The organism is Flavivirga jejuensis, assembly GCF_030540765.1.
Taxonomy (GTDB): Bacteria; Bacteroidota; Bacteroidia; order Flavobacteriales; family Flavobacteriaceae; genus Flavivirga; species Flavivirga jejuensis.
On the sequence record NZ_JAUOEL010000006.1, the window covers coordinates 270,978 to 285,928 of the forward strand.

At 32.1% G+C, this 14,951-nt stretch carries 11 protein-coding genes; 2 read left to right on the forward strand and 9 right to left on the reverse strand.

The window, feature by feature from the left end; all coding sequences use genetic code 11:
• Positions 1–16: 16 nt before the first annotated feature.
• Genes Q4Q40_RS17305 through Q4Q40_RS17315 form a run of 3 tightly spaced genes read right to left on the reverse strand, consistent with a single transcriptional unit; the run spans position 17 to position 3,429 of the window.
• Positions 17–1,324 carry a 4Fe-4S dicluster domain-containing protein gene (locus Q4Q40_RS17305; RefSeq protein ID WP_303303199.1) on the reverse strand — a complete coding sequence of 436 codons (1,308 nt, stop codon included), beginning with the start codon at positions 1,322–1,324 and terminating at the stop codon, positions 17–19.
• A gap of 5 nt (positions 1,325–1,329) precedes the next feature.
• Positions 1,330–2,262, reverse strand: coding sequence for an MlaD family protein (locus Q4Q40_RS17310; protein WP_303303200.1), 933 nt, complete (start codon positions 2,260–2,262; stop codon positions 1,330–1,332).
• Positions 2,263–2,301: 39 nt separating this feature from the next.
• Positions 2,302–3,429 (reverse strand): N-acetylmuramoyl-L-alanine amidase family protein, encoded by a 1,128-nt coding sequence (locus Q4Q40_RS17315; RefSeq protein ID WP_303303202.1) that lies wholly within the window; start codon positions 3,427–3,429, stop codon positions 2,302–2,304.
• 155 nt (positions 3,430–3,584) lie between these two features.
• Between Q4Q40_RS17315 and Q4Q40_RS17320 the strand changes: the two genes are divergently transcribed.
• The gene (locus tag Q4Q40_RS17320) at positions 3,585–6,368 is read left to right on the forward strand and encodes a putative LPS assembly protein LptD (protein WP_303303203.1); all 2,784 of its coding nucleotides are present in this window, start codon (positions 3,585–3,587) and stop codon (positions 6,366–6,368) included.
• A gap of 27 nt (positions 6,369–6,395) precedes the next feature.
• Positions 6,396–6,776 (forward strand): RidA family protein, encoded by a 381-nt coding sequence (locus tag Q4Q40_RS17325; protein WP_303303204.1) that lies wholly within the window; start codon positions 6,396–6,398, stop codon positions 6,774–6,776.
• Between the two features lie 552 nt (positions 6,777–7,328).
• Here the strand turns inward: Q4Q40_RS17325 and Q4Q40_RS17330 are convergent.
• From Q4Q40_RS17330 to Q4Q40_RS17355, 6 genes are all read right to left on the reverse strand, one after another.
• Positions 7,329–9,800: an alpha-L-rhamnosidase-related protein gene (locus tag Q4Q40_RS17330; protein WP_303303206.1), complete on the reverse strand. Its 2,472-nt coding sequence runs from the start codon at positions 9,798–9,800 to the stop codon at positions 7,329–7,331.
• 645 nt (positions 9,801–10,445) lie between these two features.
• Positions 10,446–11,036 carry a DUF6515 family protein gene (locus Q4Q40_RS17335; protein ID WP_303303207.1) on the reverse strand — a complete coding sequence of 197 codons (591 nt, stop codon included), beginning with the start codon at positions 11,034–11,036 and terminating at the stop codon, positions 10,446–10,448.
• Positions 11,037–11,200: 164 nt separating this feature from the next.
• Positions 11,201–11,935, reverse strand: coding sequence for a LytR/AlgR family response regulator transcription factor (locus Q4Q40_RS17340; protein ID WP_303303208.1), 735 nt, complete (start codon positions 11,933–11,935; stop codon positions 11,201–11,203).
• Between the two features lie 3 nt (positions 11,936–11,938).
• Positions 11,939–12,979 carry a sensor histidine kinase gene (locus tag Q4Q40_RS17345; protein WP_303303210.1) on the reverse strand — a complete coding sequence of 347 codons (1,041 nt, stop codon included), beginning with the start codon at positions 12,977–12,979 and terminating at the stop codon, positions 11,939–11,941.
• Between the two features lie 3 nt (positions 12,980–12,982).
• A complete protein-coding gene (locus tag Q4Q40_RS17350) occupies positions 12,983–14,203 on the reverse strand; it encodes an ABC transporter permease (protein WP_303303211.1) in 1,221 nt (406 codons plus the stop codon).
• A 2-nt stretch (positions 14,204–14,205) separates the two neighbouring features.
• Positions 14,206–14,949, reverse strand: coding sequence for an ABC transporter ATP-binding protein (locus Q4Q40_RS17355; protein ID WP_303303212.1), 744 nt, complete (start codon positions 14,947–14,949; stop codon positions 14,206–14,208).
• Between the last annotated feature and the right edge of the window lie 2 nt (positions 14,950–14,951).

Genomic DNA, 14,951 nt, shown 5'->3' on the forward strand with positions numbered 1-14,951 from the left:
ATTAAGATGAAATAAACTATTCGTTTTTCCAATTTAATCGATCCATTTGATTGTATGGCCAAGGCGCTCCGTTATTCTCAATATTTGTCATCATATTATTTAATTCTACAGGAGCTGCAGACTGTTCCATAACCAAATAGCGACGCATATCTAAAATGATCGATAACGGATCTATACTTACAGGACAAGCCTCTACGCAAGCGTTACACGAGGTACATGCCCAAAGTTCTTCTTTTGTAATATAATCATCCAACAGTTGTTTACCATCTTCTTTAAACTCACCGTTATTTGCATCTATATTTTTTCCTACTTCCTCTAAACGATCACGTGTATCCATCATGATTTTACGAGGTGATAATTTTTTACCTGTTTGATTCGCTGGACATTCACTGGTACAACGCCCGCATTCTGTACATGTATAAGCATTTAATAGTTGAACCCAGTTTAAATCCTGTACATCACTAGCTCCAAATTTAGCAGGTACTTCTCCTTCTGTTCCTGCTGCAGGTGCTGCAAATGGATCGATATTAGGATCCATCATCATTTTAACTTCTTTAGTAACTGCTTCTAAATTGTCTAATTGTCCTTTAGGGTTTATCTTTCCGTAATAGGTATTTGGAAATGCCAGTAATATATGTAGATGCTTCGAGAAATAAAGATAGTTTAGGAAAATGAATATCCCAACAATATGTATCCACCACGCCCCTCTTTCAATAAAATGAATGGTTCCTTCTGAAAGACCATTAAACCAAGGTGCTACAAACTGACTGATTAGATTACCAGAATTCATATCTTGAAAATGACTATCTGTAGCGTTCATAACGATAAACAAGGTCATTAAAACCATTTCAAAATACAGAATGTAATTAGCATCATTTTTAGGCCAACTTGTCATTTCAGATTTCCAAAAACGCTTTAATTTTATAATGTTTCTCCTAATCCAAAAAAGAATAACAGATACAAAAACCAAAATCGCTAATATTTCGAAAGCTCCAATTAAAACGCCATACAGATTACCTATTGAAGAAAAGATACGATGGGTTCCAAATAAACCATCAATTACAATTTCTAAGACTTCTATATTGATTATTATAAAGCCTACATATACAATAGCATGCAAAATACCTGCTATGGGGCGACGTACCATTTTACTTTGCCCTAAGGCAATCATCGCCATATTTTTCCATCGTTCTGACTTATGATCATTGACATCTAGATCACGACCTAGTTTTATATTTCGGATAAGTTTTTTTACATTTTTAGCAAAAAAACCAATACCTACAATTAGTAAAATTGCAAAAAGAATATTAGACAAATATTGCATAAGGGTTAATTAGTTTTCTCTTCTTTATATGGAATTTCCTTTTTTGATAGTATTCTAAAATATCTTTTGGGGTGGAGTTTTATATCTTTTAAAAGGGCTTCAAGTTCTTTGGTAGCTCCTTCCATATTGTTATACAATGCCTCGTCTTTCATCAACTTTCCTAATGAGCCTTCTCCTTTCTTTATTGTCGTTAAAAGGGTGTTTAAACTACCTAATGTGCCGTTTAAAGATTCTACCGTGCTTCCTATATTAGTATCTTTAAGTTGTTTTGCCATCACTGATAAATCTGTACTAGCCGCTTTAAAACGTTCAAGGGTTATCGCGATATTTTCATCGTTTTTGGTTATGACTCTATTTAAATTATTTGAGGTATTTTTAAATGATTTTAAAGTTTCCTTAAACTCATTCATAGTGCTTTTAAGACCTTTATCCGAATCATCTACAATAAGTCTGTTTAAGTTAACCATAAGTGTATCTGCAGATATTAAAGCAGCATCTAATTGGCCACTTAATCCAGAAAAATTCTTTGAAAGACTGGCTACAAGTCCTTCTTCTACTTCAGATTTTAAAAAATCGCCTGATTTTGCTATATCTCCATCTTCTGCTGTTATTAACGCTATGGCATTACCTCCCATTAAACCAGCTTCGTACATTCTTACAACACTGTTTTTTGAAAACTTTAACTCGCCATTTATAAAAAATGCGACTTTGGTCTTTCCCGTTTTATAATCGTATGCAATATCTCGAATTTTTCCAACTGAATTTCCTTTAATGGTGACTAATGAGGACGTTGTTAATGCATTGTAATCAAACTCTGTATAATATACATTACTGTCTTCAAATAAATTTTGACCTTTTAAATAATGAAACCCAAAAATGAAAAGGAATATTCCTACAACTACTAATATACCTGTTTTAACTTCTTTTGATATTTTCAAACTATAATGTATTTAGATAACAAATTTAAAATAAATAACTTAATTAGCCGTTGTTTTTAAAGCATCAATCAATGCTATTTTTTTTCCGCCTTTAAAAGCGACAATAAATCCCGAAGTATATCCCTTTTTACTAGCCTCTTCTTCTAGTTGTTTTACTTTATCGTAATTAGGTGTAGCGCCATAATAATATTTGTAAAAAGCCCCTTCTTTTAAACGGGAAATACTTTGTAACCCATTAAAATTGTATGGTTTTGTTTCAAGTGCTTGAGAGCTTGCTGCAATTTGGACTTTAAAAATAACATCATTTAAAGTATTAGTGGAAGTAGTATCTACTGGCGTATCAGTTAATACAACGTCATCATCTTTAACAAAAATTTCGTCATTTACATTTTGGTCTATAACTTTTTTATACTCTATAATTCCATTCGCTATTTGACGAGCCATTTCTGTTTGTCCTTTTTTTGAGTTTAAATAAGTTCCTTCTTTTTTATTTGTTAGAAACCCAGTCTCTACTAAAACACTAGGCATATAAGTATTATGAAGTACCCAAAAAACATCTTGCTTTACTTTTCTATCTTTTCGTTTTAAATTAGTAATTATTTTTTTTTGTATCAAACTAGCTATCAGGATACTTCTATCTAAATATTCCTCTTGAATCAATGATAGCCCAAGTAACGATTCTGGTGAATTCGGATTAAACCCACCATATTTTTTTTCGTAATCATCTTCAAGAAAAATTACTTCGTTTTCTTTCTTTGCGACACTAAGGTTTTGAGGGATTTTTTTAACTGCCATAACAAAAGTACCAGCACCATAAGCTTGTGAAGTATGTGAATCGCAATGAACAGAAACAAATAAATCTGCATCTGCCTTATTAGCTATCTCAGGGCGCTTATACAAATCTACAGCAACATCTTTTTTACGAGTATATATAACTTTAAAGTCAGGCATTTTCTCCAGTATAGCACCTATTTTAAGAACAATGCTTAAAGCTATATTTTTTTCTTTAAAACCATTTCCTAAATTTCCTGGATCTCTACCTCCATGACCAGCATCTAATACAACAATAAATTTGTTATCATTTAAATCTTCATCACTCTTTATAAATGAAGAAAATGTTAATACTATTATAAAGGATACGAAAAGTAATACTTTGTGCGTTTTCATGTGGTAAATAAATTTATTTTAATCGAATATTATGTCACATATTACTTTAATTAAAAATGCTTCATAAAAATTTTCACGACTAAAAAACCTCGGTTAATTTTAATTTTAAATTTTTAATTGATTATTAAATCAATCACAGAAAAATATATGTAATTTTGGCTTTTCAAAAACCGAGCCATACTTTTACAAAAATACATTTAAAAGCGTTGCAGACAAACAACTTTAAAATACTTTTTGCATTAAGTTTTACAGTGTTTATTAACACGTTAAGCTTTGCTCAAGATATTTCTCCCAAGAAGAAAACGATTAACAGAAGTGTTAAGGATAGTGTCATTATTAGTAAAGACAGTCTTCGTGCTCCAGAACTCAATGAGAAAATTCAAGATTCTACAATAACAGATTCTATTCCTCCTAAAAAAGAGCTTTTAGAAAATATTGTTAACTATCACGCAGATGATTACACTAAATTCAATCAAAAAAAGCAAAAACTCTATTTGTACAATAATGCTAAGATAGACTATGGTGATATGAATATTACTGCGGGTTATATTATGATAGATTATACTACAAATACAGTATATGCTAAAGGCATAACAGATTCTATTGATGGTTATACTCAAAAACCCGTTTTTACTCAAGGTAGCAATGTTGTAGAGCCAGATTCTATTGTTTTTAATACGGATACGAAAAAAGCACTTATATTTAATTCTAAAACAGAACAAGGTGAAGGCGTAGTAATTGCTCAAGTCACCAGAAAAGAGAATGATTCTGTTTACTATTTAAAGAATGCTAAATATACTACTGCTACCAATCTTGAAGACCCTGAGTATTATATCAAGCTTCGAAAAGCAAAAATTGTACCAGGCAAAAAAATAGTTACTGGATTAGCAAATTTGTTTATATACGATGTTCCTACACCTATTGGTGTCCCTTATGCTTTTTTTCCTCAAAGTGACAAACAAACATCTGGTATAATTGTACCATCATTCGGTGAGCAAAATGATCGTGGGTTCTTTCTACAAAACGGTGGGTATTATTTTGCGATTAGTGATTATGTGGATTTAGCAGTTATAGGAGATTATTATACCAATGGTAGTTATGGTTTGCGATTTGAAAGCACTTATGCTAAGCGTTATAAGTTTAGAGGAAATCTAGGATTTAGGTACGAAAACTTAATTAGTAGTGAGCTTGGTTTTCCAGATTATTCTAAAAACACCATCTACAACATCCGTTGGTCTCATAGTCAAGATGCTAAAGCAAATCCTAATTCACGATTTTCAGCTTCGGTAAACCTAGGTAGTAGTAACTATTACTCGACGTCTTCAAATCAAATTAATACGAGTTCCTTTTTAAATAATACGTTATCATCATCTGTTTCCTATTCTAAAACGTTTCAAGGGGAACCTCAGGTAAATCTTAGCTTAACAGCAACACATTCGCAAAACACGGGTACACAAGTCATAAACATGACACTCCCTACTTTTCAAGGAAGTGTTGGTAGGATATACCCTCTTGCTCCAAAATCTGGAACTAAAAAAGGCATTATTCAAAATATAAATTTACAGTACAGTGTTAGAGGCGAAAATAGTGTTCAAACTACAGATTCTCTTTTCTTTAAAAAAGAAATGTTTGATGATCTAGAGACTGGTTTTCAACATTCTGTCCCTTTAAGCACTAACTTTAAACTGTTTAAACATTTTAGTCTTAGTGCTAGTACTAGTTATAATGAAGTTTGGGCTTTTAAAACCGTTGATAAAAGTTATGATGTCGATCTCCGTGAATTTGTAACAGAAACCGATAATGGATTCGATGCTTTTAGAACCTATAATTTTAGTACTAGTTTAGGTACAACTGTATATGGGATGTTTAATTTTGAAAAAGAAGGAAAAGATCCTAAAATAAAGGCTATAAGGCATGTTATGAGGCCTTCTATTAGTTATAGTATAAACCCTGCTTTTAATAAATATTATGAAAATGCCGAAGTTATAAATGCAGATGGTTTAACTGAAGGAGAACTAGATATTATTTTAGATGGCGTAGACTTAGAGTATACTCGTTTTGAAGAATCAACTATTGGCGGTAGTCCTAGTAGAAACTTTTCAAGCTCGATGGGAATATCTTTATCCAACAATATAGAAGCTAAAGTTCGTGATAAAGACAGTACGGCTACAGAATCTAAAAAAGTAACCATATTAAATAATTTAAATTTTTCTACTTCTTATAATTTTGCAGGAGATTCACTAAAATGGAGTCCTGTTAGAGTGAGTGGTGGTACACAGCTTTTTGATAAGAAAATGAGTGTGAATTTTGGTGCTACTTTAGATCCTTATGCATTAGACAACAATAATACTAAAATTGATAAATTTAATATTAATAATAACGGTAGTCTCTTTAGGCTAACAAGTGCTAATCTTACTACTAGTTGGTCTTTATCAAGTAAAAAAGGAGATGATAAGGATAGAGATAAAGACAAAAATATTGAAGAAAATTTACGTAGTGGAGGGCGTGCTGATGATTTATTTGGTGTTTCTCAAGATTTTGCTAATCAACAAATTAATGAAGATGACGACGACGAAGAAAAACCCCCAAGTGAATTCTATAATTTTAAAATACCTTGGAGTTTACGTTTAGCTTATGCTGTAAACTATTCAAATAGCGCTCGACAGAATGAGATTTCGTCACATTCGCTTATGTTTTCTGGAGATTTAGAGTTATCTGATAAATGGTCTGTTGGAGCATCCTCTGGTTACGATTTAAAGAATGCTGGTTTTACTTATACACAACTGCGTTTTGAACGTGATTTATTAAGCTGGCGTATGAATTTTAGTTGGGTTCCTTTTAGTTCTGCAAGTTCATGGAATTTCTTTATTGGTATTAAATCAAGTATTTTAAGTGATTTAAAATATGAAAAACGAAGACAAGCAGATATTACCTTCTAGATAACCGAAAAGAAACACCTCTATACAATGAAAAAAATAATCACAACATCTAAGGCACCAGCTCCTATAGGTCCTTATAATCAAGCTGTATTAAGTGGTAATACGTTATATACTTCTGGACAAATAGCTTTTAATCCAGAAACAGGAGACCTTGTTTTAGACGATATAAAAACAGAGACCACACAAGTTATGCAAAACATAAAAGCTGTTTTAGAAGCAGCAAATATGACTTTTGAACATGTGATAAAAACATCTATTTTTATTAGTAATATGGATGATTTCAATCAAATAAATGAGGTGTATGGTCGCTATTTTAATGATGATACTGCTCCTGCTCGGGAAACAGTACAAGTAGCTAGACTGCCAAAAGATGTTAATGTAGAAATTAGCATGATTGCCATTAAATAAATAATGTCTTAAAACTAAGTATCTCTGCCTTTGCTGGCTCAAGGCAAATGTGTCATTAAGATAAGGCTAAAATCTTAGTCTGAGCACTTATAGGCTACGCTCAGTACAGACTTTCGTTGAAGACATTATAATCCAATCCTTAGTTTTTTAACAGTATTTCGTTAAGCTTCGCTAGGTATCTTCAATATAAAATACATTTTGTATTTCGATAATGCTACTATTGACGTTCTTTATAAATACTCAATTCACAATCGTTTACCACCATATATCGTTGATATTAAAAACATTACGATAATTGTCGAAGTTGAAGAATCTTAAAAATAAAGCAATAAAATTTATGAGATTCTTCAGTCGTACCTCCTTCTGAATGACACTAATCTTTTGCAAACATAGGATGACACCCCAATTACGTCATTTCTTCCGCTAGTTAAAATTTTCATCTGATGCCTCAATGTGACAAAACAGAACAAATTTCCTTAACTTAACAAGATTGACCTGCCAGTAAGTAAAGGCAGGTTCAATTTGCAATTTTGAATACGTATTTTAATTATTTTATTGTAAGATTATTTTTTTCGAATATGTTTTTCCTTCAGCAACAATTTTAACAATATACATACCTGAACTTAAACCGTTTAAAGACAAAGAACCTTTTCCTTTATTAATATCTCCTGTACTCAGAACTTGACCGGTTAAGTTAATAATAGATACTTTTGCTAATGTTAAATCTGGAATTTGGATATTAAGCATCTCCGAATTAAGTAATGGATTAGGATATATGTTCAGGTTAATATCTTCTAACTTTTCAATACTCAATGGTTTTTCAACTGCTTCAGTGATTTCGATAGTATGAACGCCACTTTCTAAAATTAATAAATCGACATCATTTTTTGAGACACTATTGTGTATCAGATTAAGTTTCATATTTGGTATTGAAAACTCTCCTTCGATTCCTGCTGGAATCGTTATCGTGTAGAAATCATTTCCTTCAGTGGTTATCTCAAAAACACCTTCTATTCCTCCATTGGGAGTTGGCACCTTGATTGAAGTATTTTGAAGAGTTGATAGTTGTGGTTGAATTGAAGCTTTTGTAAAACCTGGTGTAATAGGTTTTATACCCCACATATAGTTCGGAATTAAGTTTGCAGGAGCAGCTCCCCATGCATGATTCCAATCTAAATTATTTTTATAAGATTCATCCCAAGCTTCAAGGGTAATTGTACTTCCTACTCTAATCATATTATACCAACTTCGGGTGTCTTGAGAGGTCATTAACTCTAATGCATAATCTGCTTCACCTGCATTATATAATGCCTCAAAAAGATACTGTGCACCATATACGCTACAACCCATTCCTTTAGATTTTATAAATGTAACAACAGTAGCTATATTTGCATTAGGCACAAGCCCCATAGCTAGAGCCATCATGTTAGTATGTAAAGAAGAATGTGAAGTGCCTTCTCCATCTACATATAATCCAGTAGCTGTATCAAAAAAGACTGCATTATATGCTGTTTTTACTTTGATAGCTTCAGCTGTAAAAAGATTTAAATTCGTAGTATCTCCAATAGCTTGAGCCATTTCGGCTAATTGCAGAAGGCTTTTATAATAAAAAGCATTTACTACTGCATTGTAAGATTCAAACACGAAACCATCCCTTTCTGTTGTTGGCCAATCTACAATAGGTGTGAACTTAGATGTAGCCCACTGGTTATAAGTAAATCCGAGTTCATTATTAATAAAAGATGCAGTTGCATTTTCATGACTAATCAATCCATCACCACGTCTTAATTCGTATAAACTTTTATCAATTATACGGTCGTAATATTCTGAAATCAATTCTGTATTGCCAGTATAAATATAATCAGCATAAAACATTAAAACCATATGTTGTTGCCATTCTACAGGCCAGGTAGAATGATCCATTAAGTATTCAATAGTATTTCTTGCTATTTTGTAAGAAGCATCAGTTCCATAATGCGATAGTTGATTAAGATACGCATCTGCTTCATATGGGATTCTTTCTCTATCTCCATCTATATAATAGCCCATAAAAGAAGTAGCTTTCATCGAATATTTACATAAATCCCATATTTGATTTAAGATAGCATCATCACTACTAAAAGAACTTGCATTCTCATCCCAGGGTCCAAAATATGCTAATTGTACAAAGTCTTCTTTTAAAAGAGTGCCTTCATGATTTTCAATTTCTACATATCGGTATGGCATCAATACGGGAGCATAACTTGGAATTTGTATAGCTCCGTGAGCGGTATTTCTTGCGTCTTCAGCTAAAGAAACTTCATAAGTATTTGTACCAGCCATAACTGGAATGTCTACTTTTTGATAGCGAATAGTAGCACCAGGGTTTCTGTCTACACTAGTACCTGATAATTTCTCTCCTAGATGTATAGAAACTGTATGAGCAGTTGTTGCTGTATACGTAAATTCCATACTTGCAAAAGCCGCTTTTCCAAAGTCTAAAACTACATTTGAACCAACGTTAGAAATCGTGGAAGGCGTTATGCGTTCTAAAATATAGCTATAATCATTTGGTAATTCTGGCTCTATATCTGGAACTAAATCTGGATTAAAATCTACCTCTGTAAATTGCATCCTATATTGGTTATTATCCAATGGATTTATCCTAAGCGAAGTTCCTGTTATTTTTACATACTGTACCTGTTCTTCTGGAAATGAAAAAGTATTTTTAGAATCTGTTACTGTATAATTTGTTTCATTAGTTACTGTTTTCCATGTATTTGCATCTTGAGATACTTCAATAATGAAGTCTACTGGAAAACCTTGACCTCCATCTCTTGAATACAAATGGATACCATAAATAGAGACTAACTCGCTAAACTTAAGTTGTACCCATTCTTCGTGGTTAGTTTTGGTGCTATTATTACTTGTCCAGCCTTTAGCATCTGTTACTTCTGAATTTTCACCATCTATTAAATTAACAATACTCCATCCAGATTGCTCATAGCTACTTGAAGCTGTAACTTGAATAGATTGGGAAAACATTTTTGAATAAAAAAAAAGTAAAAAAAAGGTTAAAAATAGAGTTGGTTTAAAAATCATAGTAGTTTAGTTTAAATAGTTTAAAAAAAACTGTAAAATCTAAAGCAATTTTCAAGATGTATTTCCTATACTTTAGAGTAAAGTATCTTAGTGCAAATTAACTAAAACGATAAAGCAAACAGGGGTAAATTATCATCCAAAAAGTATACAATAACACAATTCACAGTATTTCAATGATACAAAAAAAAACTTTTTGAATCTTGTAAACTTCTCAATTATGGTGTCTATTTGTTGCTAAAATAAGATTGCACTGTATTTTTATGATGCAATTTTCTGTCATTTAGGACTTAAGTTGCTAATAATAAACACATAAAATAGAGAAATGATAAAAAAAGAATTACTTATAACCCTCTTTTTATCTAACTAAACACGAGAAAAAGAATGTCTTGAAACCAATTGTCTCAGCCTTTGCCAGCAGGGTTCAAGACAGAGTCATACCCAATCAAATTGCTCTAAAAAAGGCAAAATATTTCATGTTTGGGGTTTAGGAAATGGAAAAAGCCAAAATGGCTTTAATAAAAAAGAGGATAACCATAAAGTCATCCCCTTTTCTCACTATCAATCAGTCAACTAAAAAAAATATTATTACTAATCTATTTCTATAACACCAACAACCTCATAAGCTCTGGCTCCATCTACTTGCACTTTTTCATAAAGGATATTAGCATATTCGTAATAGCTTAGACCATCTATAGTTACTTTTTCGTAATCTTCTGGCAGTTCGTAAACAACAGTGCCAATTTCTGGTTCTACAACTTCGTATTCGTTATTACTTTGAACATAGAATATACCTTGTACGTTAAAATAATTATGGTTGTTATAACGTACTCGTTTAGATTTAGGTGGTAATGTATTAATTCTAAATCCTATTTTAGGAGCAATTACAATATAGCGTCCTCTTGAATAGGTATAATATTTATTATTGGCATAGTAATAATTCTGATTTTTATGCTTAATAACCGTTCTGTTTGGTACAGTTCTTACAGAAACTACCTTTCGTTTAGGAGTTTTGTAAGTCACTTTTTTACTAGATACTCTTCTATTAACGTTACTCTTTTTAGTTGTAGTTGTTACTACTGTTTTTGTTTTTTTACTACGTTTTGTTTGCGCTGAAACTTGTGTTGTAAAAGCCACCAATAATAATGATGACATTACATATGTTTTAATAAGTGTTTTCATAATTTATAAAATTTTAGGGTTTATTTTATTTTATACTTAGACCATCTATTGTCTTAATAGTTTAAAGGTATTTGTATAGGATGTACTAAAAAAAGCAAATAGACGAATGCCTGTATTGTATCTATGAATAGAATAATTTTATAGAAGTCTTTTAAATGAGAACTCTACAAGTTTAAAGAATTGTTATTTACAAACGCTAAAAATGCTGGTTTGTATTGTTCTGAAACTGTAATACGTTGGTTATTGATAATAATTTGACTACGTTCTATAACTTCAATATTTTTTAAAGCGACTATAAAAGATCTGTGAACGCGTAAGAATTGGGTTTCTGGAAGTTCTTCTTGTAACGATTTTAAACTCATTAAAGTTAAAATAGGTTTTGGGTTATCTTTTAGCCATATTTTAATGTAGTCTTTAAGACCTTCAAAATACAATACATCAGCCAGTTTAATACGTAGCTGTTTGTATTCCGATTTTACAAAAAGAAATTCTTTTTCTTCAGAGAGTATGTTTTTTTGTTTCCCTTTAACCAATAAAAACCAATTATAAGCTTTATTGGAAGCGGCTAAAAATTCTGCATAATCAAAAGGTTTTAGCAAGTAATCTAAAGCTTCTACTTTAAAACCTTCTAATGCGTATTGATCGAATGCTGTAGTGAAAATAACACGGGTATTTTTGGGTAACATTTTTGAAAACTCAAGACCTGTTAAATCTGGCATTTGTATGTCTAAAAACATCAAATCTACAGGGGCTGTTTTTACAAACTCCATAGCTTCAATGGCACTAGCACATTTTTTTTTAAGTACTAAAAAGGGTGTTTTTTCTACATAGCTTTCCACTAAATTAAGTGCCATAGGCTCATCATCAACAATAACACAGGTAATTTTTAGACTACTCATTATTTAAGTTGTTTCTATTTCTAAGGTTACTAAAAAGCAATCGTCCTTTACTGTCGTTTCAAAGTTGTGCTTATTTGAGTACAGTAATTGTAGACGTTTTTCCAGATTTTTAAGCCCAATTCCAGAACCACTTTTATCATCGGTCTTTTTGGGGAAATTATCATTTTCGATAATAAACAATATGTTCTTTTCTTCACAATTCATAACAATATTGATCAGGCTTTCTTTACTTGCAGAGACACCATGTTTAAAAGCGTTTTCAATTAATGAAATAAATAATAAAGGGGCTATTTTAATGCCAGTGTCTTCTGAAGGAAAACTATAAGTAACTTCTGTTTTATCTGATATACGCAGTTTCATTAAATCGATATATTTTTTCATAAAATCGATTTCTTTAGACAGTGGCACCAGTTCCATATTCGTTTCATAAAGCATGTAACGCATGAGTTTACTCAAACTATGAATAGAAGTTTTTGCTTGCTCTGGTAAACTATCCACTAATGAATAGATGTTGTTTAACGAATTAAAAAAGAAATGCGGTTGCAACTGGTAATGTAAATGTTGTAACTCAGACTGGAGCTTATAATTAGCAGCTTCTTTACGTTCAGCTTCTGTTTTCACCCATCGCTTTGTGGTTTTTATTGCAATTGAAAAAAGCAAAGGTGCCATATACGAAAGCGTTTGTACATAAAAAAACATCTTTAAAGGGGGCCCTGTTCTTTTAGCATTTTTGGATGATTTTCTAGCAAGCTCTTGAAAAAAGGTCTCTTCTAATTGCTCTTTTAATAGCAAGAAAAAAGCAATAATAATACCATTTATAATAATAAATTGCCAGGTTTTTTTAACGAACAAAAAGCGATCTATTAATATAAAATAATTAAAATAAAATATTCCAGCATAAAACACTAATGGAATCCAAAAATGAGCTATCACTCTATTAAGATCTTGTTCTTGCCCGTATGACAATACATAAGGCATACTAAATAAGACAAGCCAAGCGAGCAGATGTGAAAAGACAGTTATTTTTTTATTTTTATGCATCATTAATTATTCGTAGCGTAAAGCGGTTATTGGATCTAAAGCCGATGCCTTTCTAGCTGGATACCATCCAAAAAAGATGCCTGTTACAGCACAAACAGCAAACGATATTATAATAGAATATAAGGCAACACTTGTGGGCCAATTTAAGAATTTTTCAATAAATACAGTCGCCCCAAGCCCTAATATGACACCTAAAAGTCCACCCGTAACGCTTATTAATATGGCTTCTATTAAAAACTGCATTAAAATATCGGATCCCTTACCTCCCACTGCCATACGTAAACCTATTTCCTTAGTTCGCTCTTTTACAGAAACATACATAATATTCATGATACCAATACCACCAATTAATAATGAAATACTGGCAACCGCTACCAAAAGAATTGTTAGCATTTCACTAGTAGAACTAAATGTTGAAATGAGTTCTTCCATAGAGCGTACATGAAAATCATCATCTTCATTATCGGTTAATTTATGTTGCGTACGTAAAATTTCGGTAATTTCTAATACAGCATTTGGTGCATCCTCTTCGCTAATAGCCGATGCCATAACTTCATTTAAATGATCAATCGCTAAAATACGCTTTTGTACTGTGGTATAAGGTGCAACCACCACATCATCTTGATCTTGACCAAAGGTGTTTTCACCTTTTTCTTCTAACACGCCAATCACTTTAAACGGAATATTATTAAAACGAATCATTTTACCAACAGGCGATTCCCCGTCTGGAAACACATTATCGACAACGGTTTGACCAATTAAAGCTACTTTAGCGGCAGATTGTACTTCAGCATTTGTAAACATACTTCCACTTTGTAAATCGACTACTTTAATATTTAAATAGTCTGGATTGACACCAAAAATTGTAGAAGGCCAGTTGTTAGATCCATTGATAACTTGTCCGCTACCATTCACTATTGGCGATATGTAACTTGTTAATGTTGTTTGTGCTTTTATTGCCTCATAATCTTTAAACGTTAGTGTTTCCATCTCGCTAGCACTACGACGAACACCACCACGTACATCTGCTCCGGGCTTAATAGTTATCATATTAGATCCCATACTAGAAATGGTGGCGCGAATACTTTCCTTAGAGCCTTCTCCTATTGCAAGCATAGCAATTACAGAAGCAACACCAATAATAATTCCTAACATGGTAAGCAATGTTCTCATTTTGTTAAGAACGATCGCTTTAAAAGCTATTTTTAATAAATTTAATAATCTCATAATCAATGGGGTTCTTTAGGTAATTTAGCTAATTGTACTGCAGCAGATTGTACATTATAGTTATTGTAATCCTGCATAATATGTCCATCTTTTAATACAATGGTTCTATTGCTAAATGTTGCAATATCTGGCTCGTGTGTAACAAAGGTTATAGTAATGCCTTGTTTATTTAGTTCTTGAAACAACGACATAATCTCGTAAGACGTTCGTGTATCTAAGTTTCCTGTGGCTTCATCGGCAAGTATCATAACAGGATTGTTAACTAACGATCTTGCAATAGCAACACGTTGTTGTTGTCCTCCAGAAAGCTGCGAAGGTGTATGATGCAATCTCTCTGCCAAACCAACCATCTCTAATGCTTTAATGGCACGTTCTCTTCGTTCTTCGGTAGATACTTTACTATTGTATAAAAGCGGTAATTCTACATTTTCAATAGCAGATGTTCTTGCTAATAAATTATACGATTGAAAAATAAACCCAATCTTTTCGTTTCTTATCGTTGCTAATTCATTTCTATTAAGGTCTTTTACTTTTACACCATCAATTTCATAGGTTCCAAAAGTCGGTTGATCTAAACACCCCAAAATGTTTAATAACGTACTTTTTCCAGAACCACTTGACCCCATAATGGTAACAAACTCACCTTCATTTATAGTAAAAGAAATACCTCTTAAAGCATGAACCGTTTCGGTTCCCATGACAAAATCGCGCTTTAAATCTTCTATTTTTATAATCTCTTTACTCATGT